The organism is Priestia sp. VA7 (assembly GCF_055710015.1).
In genome coordinates this window covers 207,965-224,756 of the sequence record NZ_JBVQPN010000003.1, presented here as the reverse complement: position 1 = coordinate 224,756, position 16,792 = coordinate 207,965, and the positions used below count along the sequence as shown (strand labels likewise).

General features: G+C 38.4%; 26 protein-coding genes. 7 read left to right on the top strand and 19 right to left on the bottom strand.

Annotated features, from left to right (window positions below; all coding sequences use genetic code 11):
- Positions 1–143 precede the first annotated feature (143 nt).
- The 3 genes from AC0C45_RS13685 to AC0C45_RS13675 all read left to right on the top strand — a co-directional run bounded on the left by AC0C45_RS13685 (position 144) and on the right by AC0C45_RS13675 (position 1,280).
- On the top strand, positions 144–470 hold the full coding sequence (locus tag AC0C45_RS13685; RefSeq protein WP_028409358.1) for a PadR family transcriptional regulator: 327 nt from the start codon (positions 144–146) through the stop codon (positions 468–470).
- The gene (locus AC0C45_RS13680) at positions 471–1,010 is read left to right on the top strand and encodes a DUF2812 domain-containing protein (protein WP_128820216.1); all 540 of its coding nucleotides are present in this window, start codon (positions 471–473) and stop codon (positions 1,008–1,010) included.
- Between the two features lie 93 nt (positions 1,011–1,103).
- On the top strand, positions 1,104–1,280 hold the full coding sequence (locus AC0C45_RS13675) for a hypothetical protein (RefSeq protein ID WP_016764944.1): 177 nt from the start codon (positions 1,104–1,106) through the stop codon (positions 1,278–1,280).
- Positions 1,281–1,320: 40 nt separating this feature from the next.
- On the opposite strand, the gene AC0C45_RS13670 is transcribed toward AC0C45_RS13675, so the two are convergent.
- The 11 genes from AC0C45_RS13670 to AC0C45_RS13620 form a co-directional block, all read right to left on the bottom strand.
- Complete coding sequence (locus tag AC0C45_RS13670; protein WP_472928204.1) at positions 1,321–2,097, bottom strand: sulfite exporter TauE/SafE family protein; 777 nt, start codon at positions 2,095–2,097, stop codon at positions 1,321–1,323.
- A gap of 70 nt (positions 2,098–2,167) precedes the next feature.
- On the bottom strand, positions 2,168–2,392 hold the full coding sequence (locus AC0C45_RS13665; RefSeq protein ID WP_472928203.1) for a sulfurtransferase TusA family protein: 225 nt from the start codon (positions 2,390–2,392) through the stop codon (positions 2,168–2,170).
- Positions 2,393–2,416: 24 nt separating this feature from the next.
- On the bottom strand, positions 2,417–3,544 hold the full coding sequence (locus tag AC0C45_RS13660) for an MBL fold metallo-hydrolase (RefSeq protein ID WP_171776925.1): 1,128 nt from the start codon (positions 3,542–3,544) through the stop codon (positions 2,417–2,419).
- A gap of 62 nt (positions 3,545–3,606) precedes the next feature.
- Complete coding sequence (locus AC0C45_RS13655; RefSeq protein ID WP_472928202.1) at positions 3,607–4,158, bottom strand: sulfurtransferase TusA family protein; 552 nt, start codon at positions 4,156–4,158, stop codon at positions 3,607–3,609.
- 55 nt (positions 4,159–4,213) lie between these two features.
- Positions 4,214–4,510, bottom strand: coding sequence for a rhodanese-like domain-containing protein (locus AC0C45_RS13650; RefSeq protein WP_472928201.1), 297 nt, complete (start codon positions 4,508–4,510; stop codon positions 4,214–4,216).
- A 22-nt stretch (positions 4,511–4,532) separates the two neighbouring features.
- A complete protein-coding gene (locus AC0C45_RS13645; protein WP_237892600.1) occupies positions 4,533–4,889 on the bottom strand; it encodes a rhodanese-like domain-containing protein in 357 nt (118 codons plus the stop codon).
- 27 nt (positions 4,890–4,916) lie between these two features.
- Complete coding sequence (locus AC0C45_RS13640) at positions 4,917–5,399, bottom strand: DsrE/DsrF/DrsH-like family protein (RefSeq protein ID WP_415762181.1); 483 nt, start codon at positions 5,397–5,399, stop codon at positions 4,917–4,919.
- Between the two features lie 46 nt (positions 5,400–5,445).
- Entirely contained in the window at positions 5,446–5,673 is a 228-nt protein-coding gene (locus tag AC0C45_RS13635) for a sulfurtransferase TusA family protein (RefSeq protein ID WP_028414566.1), read from the bottom strand.
- 92 nt (positions 5,674–5,765) lie between these two features.
- Positions 5,766–6,026 carry a metal-sensitive transcriptional regulator gene (locus tag AC0C45_RS13630; protein WP_034650330.1) on the bottom strand — a complete coding sequence of 87 codons (261 nt, stop codon included), beginning with the start codon at positions 6,024–6,026 and terminating at the stop codon, positions 5,766–5,768.
- On the bottom strand, positions 6,016–6,375 hold the full coding sequence (locus AC0C45_RS13625) for a sulfurtransferase (RefSeq protein WP_237892602.1): 360 nt from the start codon (positions 6,373–6,375) through the stop codon (positions 6,016–6,018). The genes AC0C45_RS13630 and AC0C45_RS13625 overlap by 11 nt, the downstream gene beginning before the upstream one ends.
- 344 nt (positions 6,376–6,719) lie before the next feature.
- On the bottom strand, positions 6,720–7,037 hold the full coding sequence (locus tag AC0C45_RS13620) for a hypothetical protein (RefSeq protein WP_237892603.1): 318 nt from the start codon (positions 7,035–7,037) through the stop codon (positions 6,720–6,722).
- A 94-nt stretch (positions 7,038–7,131) separates the two neighbouring features.
- Here AC0C45_RS13620 and AC0C45_RS13615 point away from each other — a divergent pair, with 94 nt between their 5' ends.
- Entirely contained in the window at positions 7,132–7,350 is a 219-nt protein-coding gene (locus AC0C45_RS13615) for a hypothetical protein (RefSeq protein ID WP_237894156.1), read from the top strand.
- A 107-nt stretch (positions 7,351–7,457) separates the two neighbouring features.
- Here the strand turns inward: AC0C45_RS13615 and AC0C45_RS13610 are convergent, their stop codons facing one another.
- The 3 genes from AC0C45_RS13610 to AC0C45_RS13600 all read right to left on the bottom strand — a co-directional run bounded on the left by AC0C45_RS13610 (position 7,458) and on the right by AC0C45_RS13600 (position 9,917).
- Positions 7,458–7,985, bottom strand: coding sequence for a complement C1q domain-containing protein (locus tag AC0C45_RS13610; RefSeq protein WP_237892604.1), 528 nt, complete (start codon positions 7,983–7,985; stop codon positions 7,458–7,460).
- A 149-nt stretch (positions 7,986–8,134) separates the two neighbouring features.
- The gene (gene fabI, locus AC0C45_RS13605) at positions 8,135–8,914 is read right to left on the bottom strand and encodes an enoyl-ACP reductase FabI (RefSeq protein ID WP_016764955.1); all 780 of its coding nucleotides are present in this window, start codon (positions 8,912–8,914) and stop codon (positions 8,135–8,137) included.
- Between the two features lie 130 nt (positions 8,915–9,044).
- Complete coding sequence (locus AC0C45_RS13600) at positions 9,045–9,917, bottom strand: LysR family transcriptional regulator (protein ID WP_171776921.1); 873 nt, start codon at positions 9,915–9,917, stop codon at positions 9,045–9,047.
- 114 nt (positions 9,918–10,031) lie between these two features.
- Here AC0C45_RS13600 and AC0C45_RS13595 point away from each other — a divergent pair, with 114 nt between their 5' ends.
- The gene (locus AC0C45_RS13595; protein ID WP_034650314.1) at positions 10,032–10,925 is read left to right on the top strand and encodes a DMT family transporter; all 894 of its coding nucleotides are present in this window, start codon (positions 10,032–10,034) and stop codon (positions 10,923–10,925) included.
- A gap of 163 nt (positions 10,926–11,088) precedes the next feature.
- A complete protein-coding gene (locus tag AC0C45_RS13590; protein WP_142238680.1) occupies positions 11,089–11,508 on the top strand; it encodes a hypothetical protein in 420 nt (139 codons plus the stop codon).
- Positions 11,509–11,607: 99 nt separating this feature from the next.
- Here the strand turns inward: AC0C45_RS13590 and AC0C45_RS13585 are convergent, their stop codons facing one another.
- The 3 genes from AC0C45_RS13585 to AC0C45_RS13575 all read right to left on the bottom strand — a co-directional run bounded on the left by AC0C45_RS13585 (position 11,608) and on the right by AC0C45_RS13575 (position 13,184).
- Positions 11,608–12,099 carry a GNAT family N-acetyltransferase gene (locus AC0C45_RS13585; protein ID WP_472928200.1) on the bottom strand — a complete coding sequence of 164 codons (492 nt, stop codon included), beginning with the start codon at positions 12,097–12,099 and terminating at the stop codon, positions 11,608–11,610.
- A gap of 23 nt (positions 12,100–12,122) precedes the next feature.
- Positions 12,123–12,305, bottom strand: coding sequence for a hypothetical protein (locus tag AC0C45_RS13580; RefSeq protein WP_047932239.1), 183 nt, complete (start codon positions 12,303–12,305; stop codon positions 12,123–12,125).
- Positions 12,306–12,473: 168 nt separating this feature from the next.
- Complete coding sequence (locus tag AC0C45_RS13575) at positions 12,474–13,184, bottom strand: GntR family transcriptional regulator (RefSeq protein WP_034650302.1); 711 nt, start codon at positions 13,182–13,184, stop codon at positions 12,474–12,476.
- Positions 13,185–13,468: 284 nt separating this feature from the next.
- On the opposite strand from AC0C45_RS13575, the gene bglA reads away from it, so the two are divergent.
- Complete coding sequence (gene bglA / locus AC0C45_RS13570) at positions 13,469–14,908, top strand: 6-phospho-beta-glucosidase BglA (RefSeq protein WP_047932206.1); 1,440 nt, start codon at positions 13,469–13,471, stop codon at positions 14,906–14,908.
- An 81-nt stretch (positions 14,909–14,989) separates the two neighbouring features.
- Here the strand turns inward: bglA and AC0C45_RS13565 are convergent, their stop codons facing one another.
- Together AC0C45_RS13565 and AC0C45_RS13560 are read right to left on the bottom strand one after the other, a co-directional pair.
- A complete protein-coding gene (locus tag AC0C45_RS13565) occupies positions 14,990–15,139 on the bottom strand; it encodes a hypothetical protein (RefSeq protein ID WP_016764964.1) in 150 nt (49 codons plus the stop codon).
- Between the two features lie 187 nt (positions 15,140–15,326).
- On the bottom strand, positions 15,327–16,724 hold the full coding sequence (locus AC0C45_RS13560; RefSeq protein WP_257061896.1) for an NCS1 family transporter: 1,398 nt from the start codon (positions 16,722–16,724) through the stop codon (positions 15,327–15,329).
- Between the last annotated feature and the right edge of the window lie 68 nt (positions 16,725–16,792).

Sequence of the window (16,792 nt, the reverse complement as noted above, 5' to 3'; positions counted from 1 at the left end):
GATCCCTTCCCCTTTATACTCATTAAATCGTTTTATGAGGGAATCGCAAACCTAAAATTTAACATTTTCTATTGACTATATATATCATTAAATGATATATATTAATTAACGATATATCGTTTAATGATATAAGGAGGTTGAATATGCCGCGAAACGATTCATTAGAGACAGGGGAACTTACCGATACGTCCTACTACATCTTAGTGTCTCTCATAGAAGCAAAACACGGGTATCTTATTATGAAAACTATTGAAGACATGACCAATCAACAGTTTTCAATTGGACCTGCATCCATGTACACCACGATTAAAAAGCTTCTTGCAGCTGAGTTAATTATGCTTTTTAGCGAAAGCAAAGACAAAAAGAAAACGTATGTTGCAACGGAAAAAGGAATTCAGTTTTTAAAAAAAGAAATTCAGCGCCGTAAAGAAATGATTAAACACGCTGAAGATGCTTTAGGAGGTTTATAAATGAAAAAGACAAAATACATAATGAGCGGGGGAACGGCTTTTGCAGAGCAAGAAGATTTACAAAAGCTCAGCGACTATGCTAAAAAAGGCTGGCTCTTAGATCGTTTCGCATTTTTAGGATATACCTTAAAAAAAGGAGAGCCTCAAGACCTTCAATATTCACTGGATTTTCAGGAAAATGCAGATGATGAATATTTTCTCCTTTTTAAAGATGCTGGATGGCAGCACGTTTGTTCAGAGGGGCATGCCATGCACATTTTCAGCGCATCTCCGGGAACAAAACCTATCTATTCCGATATAGAGACTATTATTGACAGATACAAACGAGAAAAGCATTTCGTAGGGAAAGCAGCGCTATCTATTCTTGCCATTATGATGTTTCTTCTGCTTTTTAACGCTATGAGCTCATACGGTTGGTTGCCAGAAGCAGTGGGAATGATTAGCGACATTTTATTAATAATTTCAACAGTGCTTCTAGTATTTCCAGGACTTCCTTACTTAGCGTATCAGCGTAAGTTGAAAAAACTTCGTAATATTTAAAAATTCCCTTTTCATTGACCTTCCGTGTAAAACTCTTTATAATCCTTATTAACTCGATAAGATTTAAAGGTTTTAGTACAGGAGTGATAAAAAGTGAAATGGCTTCATTTGCTGTTTAATGAACGATGCCCTAAATGCAAGCAAGTGTTAAATACATCAAAATCCAATGCGCTTCGCTCTACTGTTGTAAAAGTATGTCCGTCTAACCACTATCAAAAAGAATTTCATCCTGCGCTTGAAATGTTTGTGGAAAGTGATGAAGTACTATAAAAAAAGCTAACGCTATGGATTCCCATAGCGTTAGCTTTTTTTATAGCAGCCCCCACCAAATCTTAATTGCCGTTGCTAAAATTAAACCGGCAAGGATCCACTGAAGCACTTTTGTATTCATTTTCTGCCCCACTTTTGCACCGATTGGAGAGGCAATCAGGCTTGCACCAACTAAAATAAGTGCAGGGATGAACGGGACTTGGTGAGTGACCAGTTTTCCAACCGTTGATCCAATAGAGGAAATAAAGGTAACGGCTAGTGAAGTTGCGATGGTAATCCGAGTTGGAATTTTAAGCACTACGAGCATGACAGGAACTAAAATAAAGGCTCCTCCTGCTCCTAACACTCCTGCTACGGCTCCGATAAGCAGCGATAAAATAGAAGCTAACCCTTTGTTAAATTGAAGCTCGCCACTTTTAATTCCATCTAAGTTTTTCTTTGGAATAAACATCATAATAACCGCAATAAGAGCTAAAACCCCGTACACAACGTTTAATCCTTCTTCACTCATATAATGCGAGCTATAGCTTCCGAGCATACTTCCAATTAGAATGGTGCTGCCCATATATATAATTAATGGTTTGTTTAAAAATCCGCTTTTTCGATACGCCCATACGCCGCCTATTGTCGCAAAAAACACTTGAATAGCTCCTGCACCTGAGACTTGATGAGCCGTTAATGCTCCTACTCCTACTAATGGAGGAATATATAACAGCATCGGATAATTAATAACAGACCCTCCAATACCGACCATACCGGAAATAAACGCCCCAATAAATCCAATAAGAAAAAGCGTGATGATAAATGTAAGATCCATCTATAGTCGCTCCGTTTCATATAAGGAAAGGGTACCTTTTACAAGAGATACCCTTTTCGTCCATTATTTCTTATCCTTTTTTAATCCAAAACTTAAAAACGTCGCCTTCTTCTGTATGAAAAAGCTCGTGACCACCAGATTTTGCCCAGGCTGCAAGATCGTTTTTTGCCCCTTTATCCGTTGCATGAATTTCTAACACTTGACCTGCTTCTAGTTCATTCATTGCTTTTTTTGTTTTAACAATCGGCATTGGACATGCCAGCCCTTTTGCATCTAGTACTTTAGTTGATTCCATTTCTCTCTCTCCTTTGTTTAGGTTTTAGCGAATCGCACAGCGGTTTGGTCCAATTTCCATTTCACGCTGTTTTTCTTCATCTGGACTTACTTTCCCCATATTGGTTTCACGGATTTCTTGATATGCATTTGGCTGCGGCGGTAAGTTATCTGTTACTAAGTGTCTAAATTCTGCTTCGTCTTTAATGTTTAATCCGTGATTTTCTGCAAACAAAGTACCTAACTTTTCAGCTACGCTGCCGTTATCATTTAGCTCATCAATAATCATAAAATGAGCTGGCAATACGATTAACTCATCTGATAATGCTTTATAGCGTTTATAAAGCGTCTCGCGCAGATCGCCTACCCAGTCTTCAGCCATACCAGCTAAATCAGGACGTCCAATTGAATCGATGAACAAAATATCACCTGAAAGTAAGTATTGATCATCTACGATGAAAGAAGTTGATCCAATCGTATGCCCCGGTGAATAAAGAGGCTGAATCGTAATCGCTGTGTTACCAATCACGACATCACTGCCTTCTTCTAAAGCCTTATAGTCAAAAATCACTTCTTCTGCATCTTTTGGAGGCAGCCAGTAAGCTGCATTTGTTGCTTCAGCAATAACTCTTCCTCCTGAAATGTGATCTGCATGAAGGTGAGTATCAAACACATGCTTAACTGTGACACCAAGTTCTTTGGCAAAGTTAATATACACATCCGCCATACGCGTCGCATCAATAATAGCCGCTTCACCGTTCGATACGACCATATATGATAAGCATCCTTTACCGATACGAACAAACTGATAGACCTCTCCGCCATCTTTCAAATCGCCGACTTTAACAGGCTCTAAATATTCACTCCACGCTTTCATACCGCCTTTAAGGTAAGATACGGTAAGACCCGCTTCTGAAAGCATGTCAGCTACCATCACTGATGAACCTTCTTTGGCGCAGACAACTACCACTTCTTTATCAGAAGGGATTTTTTCTAAGATTTCTTCTACTCCGTCTAAAAGATCGAAATACGGCACGTTTAAATGCTGAAATTGATGACCTTCAATTTTCCAATCGCTAAAATCACTTTCGTTACGAACGTCCAAGATAAATAACGCTTCTTTATTGATAATTTTAGATGTAACTTCTTTTGCAGTAAGAACATGTACTGTCATATTAAAATACCTCCTTAGGTATATAAAATATCAAAATTTTTTAATTCACTATGATTCATTAGTTATTCTACTTTACCTGTCCAGTCACGCATACCAGGAACCACGTTAACTAAGTGTTTAAATCCTTGCTTTTTCATCGTTTGCCCTGCCATTTCACTTCGTCTTCCAGAGTGGCAAATAATATAAATTTCATTCTCTTTATTTAGCTCATTCGAACGTTTTTCTACTTCACCAAGCGGAATATGAACTACACCTGGAATATGAGCTTCATCGTATTCTTCTACTTCACGAACGTCTAAAATATGAAGATGTTCATCATTTTCTACTCTTTGCGCAAATTCTTCTAATGAAATTTCAGGAATTGGCGTTACGTCTTCTTCAGCGCCGCCTTTACGAAGAAAGTGATGAAGAACGTCACCTTCTGTCTCTGTACCTAAATACTCATGACCTGTGCTTTTTGCCCACGCTTGTAAGTCAGCCGTAGAGCCTTTATCTGTTGCTTGAATTTCCAGTACTTGACCTGCTTCTAATTCATTCATTTTCTTCTTTGTTCTCACAATTGGCATTGGACATGCTAGCCCTTTTGCATCTAATACGAAGTTTGCTTGCATCATTTCTTTTTCCTCCTTGGTTTAAATACTAGTAGGGGTATATTTTTATCTAAAAAAATTAGACCGTTTCCCCTTTCCACTCCATCATTCCGCCGGTCATATTCGTTACACTGTAGCCTTGCTGCTCAAGAAAACGAGCTGCCATTCCGCTTCTGCCACTAGAACGACAGACAACAATATAATTCTTTGCTTTATCTAGCTCATGCATACGGAATTCCAATAAAGGAAGCGGAATATTTAACGCGTTTGGTATTTTACCTGTTTTTACTTCCTCTACTTCACGCACGTCTAAAATATGAACTTGTTCTTGCTTTTTTACTAATTGTTCTACTTCTTGTGCTGCTATTGCCTTCACCCTGCGTCTCCTCCTTCTTGATTTATCTCCACGTATTCATGCCGCCTTTAACGTTGGTGATAGATGTAAAACCTTGCTTTTTCAACAGTTTACTCGCTTTCATACTTCTCATGCCGCTTTGACAAATAACGACTACTTCTCTGTCTTTTGAAAGCTGGCCTGTTTGCGCTGGCAGTTCTGACAAAGGAATGTTTCGAAATCCTTTAATATGTTTGGTACGAAATTCATGCGGTGTTCGCACGTCGATAAACTGGTTATTTTTATTTTTTAACTTTGCTTTTAACTCCGTTGTGGCTATTTGCTGTATTCCTTTTACTGGTGCAAAACGCAGATACAAAAACCACAACAGAAAGATGATAATAAGCGCATTGATAATCATATTGGCCCTCGCTTCATGAGTTATCTTTTAGATGAATAAGTTTACGTTTCCGTCTTCTGCGTCGGCTAAATACGCCGCTACGCCTGCATATTCAATATTATCTAGCAGCTCATTTTCCTGTAACCCTAGAAGATCCATCGTCATTGTACAAGCTACTAGCTTCACGTCTAGTTCCTGTGCCATTTCGATAAGCTGCGGCAGCGTTAGGGCATTATGCTTTTTCATGACATTTTTAATCATTTTAGGTCCCATACCTGCAAAGTTCATTTTAGATAAGCCCATTTTATCCGCACCGCGAGGCATCATTTTACCAAACACTTTTTCTAAAAATCCTTTTTTCACCGGCACCATTTCTTCTTTACGAAGCGCATTCAATCCCCAAAACGTATGGAATATCGTCACTTCATGGTCATAAGCAGCCGCTCCGTTAGCAATAATATAAGCTGCCATTGCTTTGTCATAATCACCGCTAAATAATACAATTGTTGTTCGTTTCTTTTGTTCACTCATGTTGTTCCTCCTCTTACCCTATGGGGTATATTTAATTCTAAAAAAATCAGCTCTTTTGAATGTAAAAGATAAATGTACTGCCTTCTTCTTTAAAATCAATAAGCTCGTGTCCTGTTGATTTTGCCCACGCTGTTAAATCACTTTTAGCACCTTTATCTGTCGTTTGCACTTCTAATACTTGACCTGTTGTTAAAGTATCCATTGCTTTTTTTGTTTTTACGATTGGCATTGGACAAGCTAATCCTTTTGCATCTAAAACTTGATCAATTTTCATCGTATTTCTCTCTCCTTTTTATATACATATACCTGTAAGGGTATATTATACTAAATAATGATATTCGTCAACCTTAAACAAGGTGACAATGATTAACGACTTTTCACTAACAGCTGTACAGCTTCTTTCACTAAACCTTCCGTTGACTCTCCTTGCTCCAGGCTTTCTCTGACGCACTGTTCAAGATTGCTGCTCACAATGACTCCCATTGTGCGATCAATGGCACTTCTTGCAGCAGATAATTGAGTCACGACGTCTCGGCAGTCTTTTCCTTGCTCCATCATGCTAAGCACGCCTTTTAGTTGCCCTTCAATTCGGCGCAGGCGATTTTTCACTTGTTGGTTATACTCCATAATCGAATACCCCTTTCTTTCCTTTTCTTTTACACGCTGCTAACTCATAGCTACGTACTTCAAAACCTTTTTTTCGTAAGACCCGTACGCCTAAATTTAACTCCACTCTATCTCCGGCAATCAGATGAACGCTGCCCTGTGGAATTTCTGAATAAAAGCGTTTGAGATACGCATACGGAATAACTATACTAATCACATCGCGAACTTCATGATAATGACGAACATCTACAACCGTTCGCCCACGTTCTTTTGCTTCAGATTCACGTATGCACTGTATTCTTTTAACGGGATAATAACGTCTGTATGCAATAAATAAAATAGCAAGCAACAACACTGCTATATAGAGCATAACCATCACCGCCTTGCTATTGAATTAATGTTGTTTACACGCTCTATATTATACCCCTATAGGTATATTGTCAAGCGAGAAAATTATATTTAATTTTGATGATTTACATGAATCCTTTCATACGAACCAACCCACTTTATCCACCTTAGAAATCATGAATGTTTTCTTTAACCTGCTTTATTGTGTGTACCCCCTCCCCTATAGACTAAACAGACTTTTCCGTTTTCATACATCACCTGGGCTCATATAAATTAATAAAAAATAAGCTTACTGCACCATTCACCATCTGCGCACAAAAGGTCCAGTTCTCCTTGGGAACTGGACCTTTTGTGTTAAAAAGCTGATTAGCTTTGATGATAAATATTATGCCATTGATTCCATGAACTGTGTGGATGCTGCTGGTGCCACTGGTTCCATGGCACATATGGATTTTGCTGATGCCACTGATGCCACGTGCCGTGCGGATACTGATGATGCCACTGATTCCAAGGTGTATATGGATGTTGTTGATGCCATTGATTCCATGTGCCGTGCGGATACTGTTTATGCCACTGCTCCCAAGGTACATGAGGATGTTGCTGATGCCATTGATTCCACGTGCCTTGAGGATGCTGGTGATGCCATTGTTCCCATGGAATGTAATGTTGCTGTCCTTGATGCATATTTCGTCAACTCCTTTTCCTTTGCCACATCATATGTTCATTTTTTGATTTAGAGCTTATCTTTTTTAAAATATAGGGGGTTAATTATTTGTAAATTACACATTTCTTACCCTTATTAATGACCATCTTACTTATAGGTATGAGCTCTTCTCTTATAAGCGGAAGCGCAAACTTATCTGGAATTATAGAATGGGTATTTCTTATGATCAGTCTTATTGCTAATATTACTGCCGTGATTGGCCTTTCTTTACACGAATTTGTCTACCTTCCTATGAAAAAGGCTGAGAAAAACCTAAAAGAAACGTTTAAATGAACATAAGCAAAAGAAGCAGGTTTCTTATAAGAAATCTGCTTCTTTTTCCTGTTTTTATTGAACTGGTTTTTCTCGACTTCTATACACCAAAAGATGAATGTAGCTCTTTATTCGGAAGGAGATGGAAATCTCGCTGCTTCGAAATGCGACACATTTTCTGTTGTGACAATTGTGCCGTCAACATTACTTTCCGCGAAGACTTCAACTCGATCTCCTTTTTCTAAATTGTAAATAGTAGAGACCGATACCACGTTAACAAATATAGTGTTTTCTCCAAAGAAATCGTTATCAATCGCGATAACCGCCGTGCCATTGACACGAATTTCTACGCGCGCTCGATAATCGACAGTCGTATCGTTAGGAAGAAATCCAATTGTAGCAACAAGGGAATATACGCCATCTTTTTTGGGGCGAAAAATAGACGTAACAGGATTGTATTCATTTGCTAAATCAAATTGTTTAAACTGATAAGAAACTTTTACAGGAGTGTTTGCTGATACGGGCTGGTTTGTAAGGTTAAGAGCACGAAATGCTGAGTCTCTTGTATTTCCTTGTTTGGAAGAACAATGATGATGTTTCTTAGAAAAATGAGACTTTTCTACATAATATTTATCATCTTTTTTTATTGTAATCATCCTTTCGTTATGTGTCTCTCTATTTTATTCATTCGCAGGAATAATGCTTGGATGCTTGTCCTTTAACACATAATTTTCACTAGAGGAAACGATAGATTTCTAAGCTTCCCACAAAAAAACACCTTCTCATTCGAGAAGGTGTTTAGGAATTAACCTACAATATTATAACCAGCGTCTACGTGTACGATTTCTCCTGTTACACCGCGTGAAAGATGGCTCAGTAATACAACCGTCATGTCGCCAACTTCTGCTTGCGTTACGTTACGCTTAAGAGGTGCTTTTTCTTCAACATGGTGAAGAATTTGGTTAAAGTCAGAAATGCCTTTCGCTGCAAGCGTACGAATCGGGCCTGCTGAAATCGCATTTACGCGGATATTGTCTTTTCCTAAGTCTAATGCTAAGTATTTTACTGAAGACTCAAGCGCTGCTTTCGCTACGCCCATTACGTTATAGCCTTCAACTGCACGTTCTGCACCAAGATAGCTCATTGCCACAAGAGAACCGCCTTCTGTCATAAGAGGTTTTGCTGCTTTTGCTACCGCGATAAGTGAATAAGCGCTTGTATCTTGAGCAAATGCATATCCGCTTCTTGATGTATTAATAAACTCGCCGTTTAAATCTTCTGAATGAGCAAACGCAACAGAGTGAATCACTCCGTGAACTATGCCTGCTTCTTCTCCGATTTTTTTGAACGCTGCTTCAATGCTTTCGTCGCTGTTTACATCACATTCTGCAATTAATGATGCTTGAATTTCATTTTTTTCTAGCAGCTTGTTTAACTTTCCTAGTGAACGTTCTTTACGGTATGTAAAAATTAAGTTTGCTCCTACTTGATGAAGGGCTTTTGCAACACCCCAAGCAATACTTCTGTCGTTGGCAACTCCCATGATCACAATGTTCTTGTTCTTTAATTGTAATAAATCTTCCATATTATCCTCCAAAAAAAATTAGTCATCAATGATGACTAATAGGTAATTGTATAGCTTTATTATAGCACAAAGATGCGCTTAGTTCCTAAGAGTCTTATGAATTAACCGATTTTGCTATATAAATAATCTTCTACTTATCCGAATCCTGCAGCCATGCTTGCGTTGTTTCAGCAAATTTTTCGGCTGCAGGTGAAAGATGATAACGAGTAGCTAGACCAATTGAACGGTAGCTGTCTACTTGAAACGGAATCGCACGCAGCTCTTGCGGGATCGAATCCAAAAGCATTTCAGGTAAAATGCTAATTCCTAAGTGATGCGTAACCATCGATAAAATAGCACTTTCATCCATTAATTCAAAACGAATGTCAGGCTGAATGCCACGTTCTTCAAACAATTGCTTAATATCATGATAACCGCCGTACGTAGGCATAATAAACGGTTCTTTCTCTAAATCTTTAAAGGAAACGGTTTTTTGATGGTATAGAGCACTTTGATTCGATACGATGCACAGCAGCCGGTCTTTTTTTAAAGAAATAATATGAAATTGACTTGAATGCGTAATGTTGATAAAGCCGCAGTCTATTTCTCCGCTCAGCAGCCACTGTTCAATTTCAAGGTAATCGCCTTCTTTAAGCTGAATTTGAATCTCAGGGTAGTTTTTTTCCATCAGCTGAATAATTTCGGGGAGCCACTTGGTCGATACGCTTTTAAAAATACCGATTTTGATGGTTCCTTTCGCAAGTCCTAAGAGACTGGCTGCTTCTTGATGAACTTTTTCATTTTCTTGGAGCACCTTCCGAATAGCAAGAAGCATCGCTTCGCCTTCTGTTGTTAAGGTAATACCTGATCTGTTTCGATTCACAAGCGGAAATCCAAATTCTGTTTCAAGATTTGTAATGGCATGACTGACCGCTGACTGCGTGAGCGCCAGCGCATCTGCCGCTTTTGTAAAGCTTCTCACTTCCGCTACTTTGTTTAAAATTTCATATTTTACTAAACTCATTTTCTCCCGCCTTAACATGAATTTAATTCACGTTCATCATTATAAAGATTCATTTTATTAATATCAAATTCCTTTGTATACTGTGAGTACATCATAAACAATGGAGGGTTGAACGTGAGTTACCGCACACGAGCAAATATGATGATGGTTGGTGTAAATGTATTTTGGGGCATGTCGTACGTGTTTATGAAAATGGGGCTGAGTTCGCTCGGGTCATTTACTATCATTGCACTTAGATGTTTAATTGCTTTTTTGATTGCCGGACTGTTTTTCTATAAGCCTTTACTACATATCACGCGCAAAATGATTTTATCATCCGCTATTTTAGGCTTTTTACTGTTTTCAGTTTTTTCATTTGTCACGTTTGGCGTCAGCATGACGTCTGCTTCAAATGCCGGATTTCTTGTCAGTTTAACGGTCATTTTTGTTCCATTGCTCAACTGCCTGTTAGTAAAGAAGCTTCCTTCTTGGCCGATTGGGCTCGGTATTATCACTACTCTAACCGGTATAGGTGTTTTAACTTTAAAGCACTCCTTTCATATGAATACTGGTGATGTACTTTGCATTGGAACGGCGCTATGTTATGCCATTCATATTACGCTGACCGGCACGTTTACGAAAAACGAAAATCCAATTGCTCTCGGCATTTTACAGCTGGGTTTTGCTGGATTATTTGCACTGATTTGCAGTTTTTTATTTGAACATCCCAGCATTCCAGCTACTTTATCATCATGGATTGCGATTTTAGGTCTTGGCGTTCTTTGCAGCGCGATTGGATTCATTTGTCAAGCTATTGCGCAGCGCTATACAACTCCTACTCACACAGGACTTATTTTTGCAACAGAGCCTATTTTTGCTGCGCTTTTTGCCGTTCTTTTTTTGCATGAGCTGTTTACGCTTAAAGAACTGATTGGTTCTATTATTGTGGTTGCGGGGATTTTAATTGCTCAGTTAGACAATTTGCTACTAAAAAAAAGAGTTCATTATCAAGAGACATTGCCAAAGTAAAAGCCGCTAGATTCGTTTACCTAGCGGCTTTTGTTATTAAGCTAAAGTATAAGCTTTCTTTTAGCAGTCCCAACACCTATCTCTATTTTTCTTTTAATGGATGCTAGTATTTTTCAAAGTCTATTGCTATTCTAGATAAAAAAGCACGTCTAGGAGAACGACTGTGAAGCTTATTAAACGAATACTTGCAACTATTGCTTCATCGATATGCGGCGGTGCAGTTTGCATCGAAATATTTGAATTAAATTCCCTTGGCTATACAAGTATATTAGATTATTTATCGACTTTGCTTATTGGTGTATATCTTACGGCTCCATTCATCATTATAGTAGGCATCCCTTGTTCAATAGCTATAACAAGCATCATGAAATACATAAATTCACTTAAGATATTAATTGAACTAATTCTATATCTTCTTTTCGGTATCGTTGGAGCACTCGCCGTATTAACTTTATTTTTGCTAAGCGACGGGATATCCGCTTTTAGTCTCTTCCCGCGAATCCTCATTGTAACGTTGAGCTGCTCATTGCCGTTTGGGTTATCATCCATCCTTATAAACAGGCTATATAAAAAGACGATCTAATATGCATAGACCGTCTTTTTTATATGTTTTGCTACAAACACAGCTCTCATATCTATCGTGCATTACAATAACCGATATGATTTTGCACAAAGGCTTAGCTTATACCTTATATGTATAAAACTTTTTATCTACGTTCATCACCGGGAAATTCTCAGGCAGCTTTTCTTTCTCTATATGTTGAAACCCATTTTTCTCATAAAATCGATGAGCAGCTCTGTATTGTAATGTGGTTCCTAAATATATTCTTTCCACTTCTCTCTGTTTTGCCCACGCGATGGCTGTATACAATAACCGGTGAGCTGTTTTGAAGTTCGCTCCTCTATAAGACTTTGCTACAAACATTTTCCGCAGCGCTACTTGACGGCTGCCAATGTCTATTAAAGCTACGCTTCCTACTACTCTTTCGTTGCAAACAGCAACCCAGAAGTTTCCGTTTCCCTGTTGATAAAAGCTTTCGATTTCAAACAAATCAGGCTGATCTTTTTCCGTTATTGGAACTTGGTATTCTTGCTGCTGAATATGAAGAATTAAATCTACTACTTGCTGTTGATACTTGCTCGTATATGGCTGAATAATGATACTTTCACTCAAAAACTCTCCCCCCTCTAATTACTTTACTCCACCTTGCTTTTGACTGTTTTTAATAATGTATAACCTATGTTTATTACAAAACCAATCACCGCACCTACAAGAATTGATATCACACCTACAGCGATAAAATCTCCTTTAGTCGGCTGAAATAAATTCATGGAAAGCAAACCAAACATAAAAAGCATGGGAATAAGATAGCTCAGCATTTTTTTAACTTCGCACCTCATTTCCTTATCTCTATAAACCCTGTAACCATTTTATCGTATAGTAATTTCCTATTTATTACAATAATTATCTTATTTCATATTTTTATCGAAAAAATGAAATAAAGTGCCTGCCTCTCGTTCCTTACTAATTGTGAGACAGACACTTTTTTATAAAACATGACTTGTTGCTTGTAAAAAGAACTGAGATTGTTCATAGTTGTACGTCACTTTTGAAAAGTCAAACGGCTGGCCGTTGGCTAAGTGGAAAAGCGTTTCAATAAATAATTTAGGATCGCCTTCTTTTAATCCTAAGTACGTAGCTTCTTCTTCGTTCAGCTTGCCAACGTGAAGATATAGATCAGAAAACCCGATTTTTAAGCCAAGTCCTTCTTTAATGTAATGAAAAATAGACTGAGAAACAATTTCGTTATTCAAGTACGTAACGATGGATTTATTATAAAACGATTCTTCTAGACAAAGCGTCTGACCGTTGATATACCGTACTCTTTTTACATAATAGACGTCACTATTTTCTTCTATGTTTAAATTTAACGCGGCTTCTTGCGTCGGCTTTCGTACATCTAACTCAATCACTTCCGACGTTAACTGAAAATCTTCAAGTTCACTCGTGAATCCTTGATTGGAAAGCAAGCCAATATAGCCTGTTCGTTTATGACGGCGGACAAAAATGCCGCTTCCTCTTACTTGAAAAACCACGCCTTTTTTCTCAAGCAGATCTAAGGCCTTTGTTACCGTACTTTTGCTTGCCTTAAACTGCGCCATCAGCGTTTCTAATACCGGCAGCTTATCTCCTTGCTGAAGCTTATGGTCTTCAATATAGGTTTCAATTTCAATTGCAATTTGTTGGTATTTAATCATAGCTATACCTCTTTACTGAATTTGTCTCAAGAATAACACGATTATACCATAATCTAACTCTATACCATAAACTTTAATTATTCATTAATTATTATTTTATTAGGGTATTGATAAATTGTATCGATACAATTATACTGAAAGCGTATAATCAACAAGGGTGTTAAGAATCACACCGGTTATTATCACAAATTCAAGCGATTATCGAGAAGTAATCGTTGAAGATATTAAAAATAGCGGGCTGAATCAAACATTATTTACCGTAGTGAAATAAGGAGGAACTAACAATGACAAAGATGCCAAAGAATTTTTTATGGGGCGGCGCATTAGCAGCTCATCAATTTGAAGGTGGATGGAACCAAGGCGGAAAAGGACCGAGCGTAGTAGACGTTATGACTGCAGGTGCACACGGTGTAGCGCGACAAATCACTGAAACAGTGGAAGAAGATAAATTTTATCCAAATCACGAAGCAATTGATTTTTATCACCACTATAAAGAAGATATCGCACTGTTTGCAGAAATGGGCTTAAAATGTTTGCGAACGTCTATTGGCTGGAGCCGTATTTTCCCTAAAGGCGATGAAGCTGAGCCAAACGAAGAAGGACTAAAATTCTACGATGATGTATTTGATGAACTGTTAAAGCATGGAATTGAACCGGTTATTACGCTTTCTCACTTTGAAATGCCCCTGTATTTAGCTCGAGAATACGGCGGATTTAGAAGCCGAAAAACGGTGGACTGCTTTGTGAAGTTCGCTGAAGTTTGTTTCGACCGCTATAAAGACAAAGTCACGTACTGGATGACGTTTAATGAAATTAACAACAAAATGGACGTACACAACCCTCTATTCTTATGGACGAACTCCGGCGTTTCTGTAAAGCCGGGTGAAAATGCAAAAGAAGTGATGTATCAAGCAGGACATCATGAACTGCTTGCAAGCGCTCTTGCCGTATCAAAAGGAAAAGAAATTAATCCGAATTTCCAAATCGGAGCGATGGTTTCACATGTGCCAATCTATCCGTATTCTTCAAATCCTGAAGATGTGATGTTAGCAGAAGAAACAATGAGACAGCGCTACTTCTTCCCTGACGTTCAAGTTCGCGGCTATTACCCAAGTTATGCGTTAAAAGAATTCGAACGAGAAGGCTATCATATTCCGTTTGAAGAAGGCGACGAAGAAATTTTACGAAACGGAAAAGTTGATTATTTAGGCTTCAGCTATTACATGTCCACAACGGTTAAAAGCGACGTTGAAGCTGATAACACGGGCGATATCGTAAACGGCGGATTGCCAAACGGCGTAGCAAATCCTTATATCAAATCAAGCGATTGGGGCTGGTCAATTGATCCAACGGGCTTGCGCTATACGTTAAACCGCTTCTACGACCGCTATCAAATTCCGCTGTTCATCGTAGAAAACGGATTTGGTGCCATTGATACGGTTGAAGAAGACGGATCCATTCATGACGCATCACGAATTGAATATTTAAAATCGCACATCGAAGCGTTAGAAAAAGCTGTAACGTACGATGGTGTTGATTTAATGGGCTATACGCCATGGGGAATTATTGATATTGTTTCCTTTACAACAGGCGAAATGAAAAAGCGATACGGCATGATTTATGTCGACCGTGACAACGAAGGAAACGGATCAATGAAGCGCTACAAAAAAGATTCCTTTAACTGGTACAAACATGTAATTGAAACAAATGGTGAAGAATTATAAGAAATTAGAAAAAGTCGGACTCCTGCGTAAAAACATAGGAATCCGGCTTTTTTAAAACGTGTAAAAATAAAGGCAAATACGTTATCTCGGTTTATCTATTAACTGTGTTTGCGCAATTTCCGTTTGCTTAATTCCCGCTCGTTGAATTTCATCAGCAAACGATTCATGTTTCAGCGTTTTGATTACCTTTTCGCTTCCATCCCGAAGAGTATACACTCTAAATTCATACATACTCTACCCTCTCCTTTAAGCTATGATTGATGCGATACATTAGATGCGCTCCTGTAAAAGCAACTCATAATAGAGGTAACTTTTTTCTCTTCTTTACTTTACCCACTTTTTAGGAAACTAGACAAAGAGATTTAATCTGACGTGATAAAAGCCTTTGCAGCAAGCAAAGGCTTTTATCGATGGAATGTTAGTATTCAAAGATGGTTCCTTTTTTAAATTTTGAATGTTTAAAAGCAAATTTCGTTAAAAGAATATACGCAACTCCTGCAACTACCACTCCTATAATCCAGCCTAAATCGACTTCGATAAATGCAGCACCTGCGCCGATGAGCATCGCAAGCATGGCGCATGGATTGTAGCCGGAAAACGGCCCTTTTTCTTGATACAATTCTTCTACGTTTACTCTTTGTTTTCGTAAAATATAGTAATCAACCAGTAAAATAGAAACAATTGGACCTAAAAAAGCAGAGTAAATCAAAATGAACAAACCAAGACCTGCAGCTGATGAATCTTGAACAAGCACCCAAGGGAACGAGCAAAAGGCAAGCAGTCCAGTAATGGTAACCGCCAGTTTATAATTTGCTTTTGTCAGCAGCGTAATTACATACGTAGGCGGAATAATATTTGCCACCATATTTACGGCAATAACGCCAATCACAATAAAAGCCGATACAGCAACGGTAATATATGAATTATCCACTACAACCGCGAACGCTTTAACTGGATTGGAAATACCCGTAGCAGAAGCAAGCATTGCCCCGATTGTAAGAACGAATCCGTAGGCTACTAGAATTGGTGTAAAGTATAAGAACCCACGCTTTGTGTCGCTAATTCCTGGCTTTAGTTCTCTAGAGTAATCGGCTGCGCTTAGAAAAATCGCTGCATAATTCCCCATGAACATCATAATGAAAGAAAAGAACGGAAGTCCCCATGAACCTTTTGTATGTACCCACTTCTCCCCTACTACCTCACTATGAGAAGTTAAAAGAACGCCAAATACGTAAACAAGGCCAAGCAATATGATGATTGAAGCAAGCATCTCTACCCATTTAACCGCGTGGAAGCTGTACAGAGAAAGCACGATTTGCAGCAGCTGAATGATAATAAAGCAAAGAACAAGATTATCAAAAGACCCTTTAGTCACAATTTTCCCGATTTCGTTTAAAGCGGTACCGCCTGTCCAGCTTTGGAAACCATACCAAATGATAGCTGGAATACCTCGTAAAAGAGACGATATGATGGATCCTTTTATTCCAAAAGACATTCGAAGCTGCATCACATACGGTATGCCCGTCTTATAGCCAATTCGATCGTTTAACACAAAAAAAGTAGAAATAATACCAATGGCAATAATCGCTGCCACAAACGTTTGAAAAAGATTTAATACCGCAGTACCTGCTACTACTAAGCTTGCGCCAAGCGTCATATTTCCTAAATTAACGCCGTCTCCAATCCACATAAACATATAGGACATCGGAGTTAGCTTTCGATCACTTTCCGCTTTTGGCTTTAGTGACGGATCAAGACCTGCATCTTGATGAGAATGCACCTCTTCTATAACGGAACTTGTTGCATTTGTAGACACTATACACTCAACTCCTTTTTTATGATGTTTCCACTCTTATTACTAACATTTAATGTTAGTTAACTTAA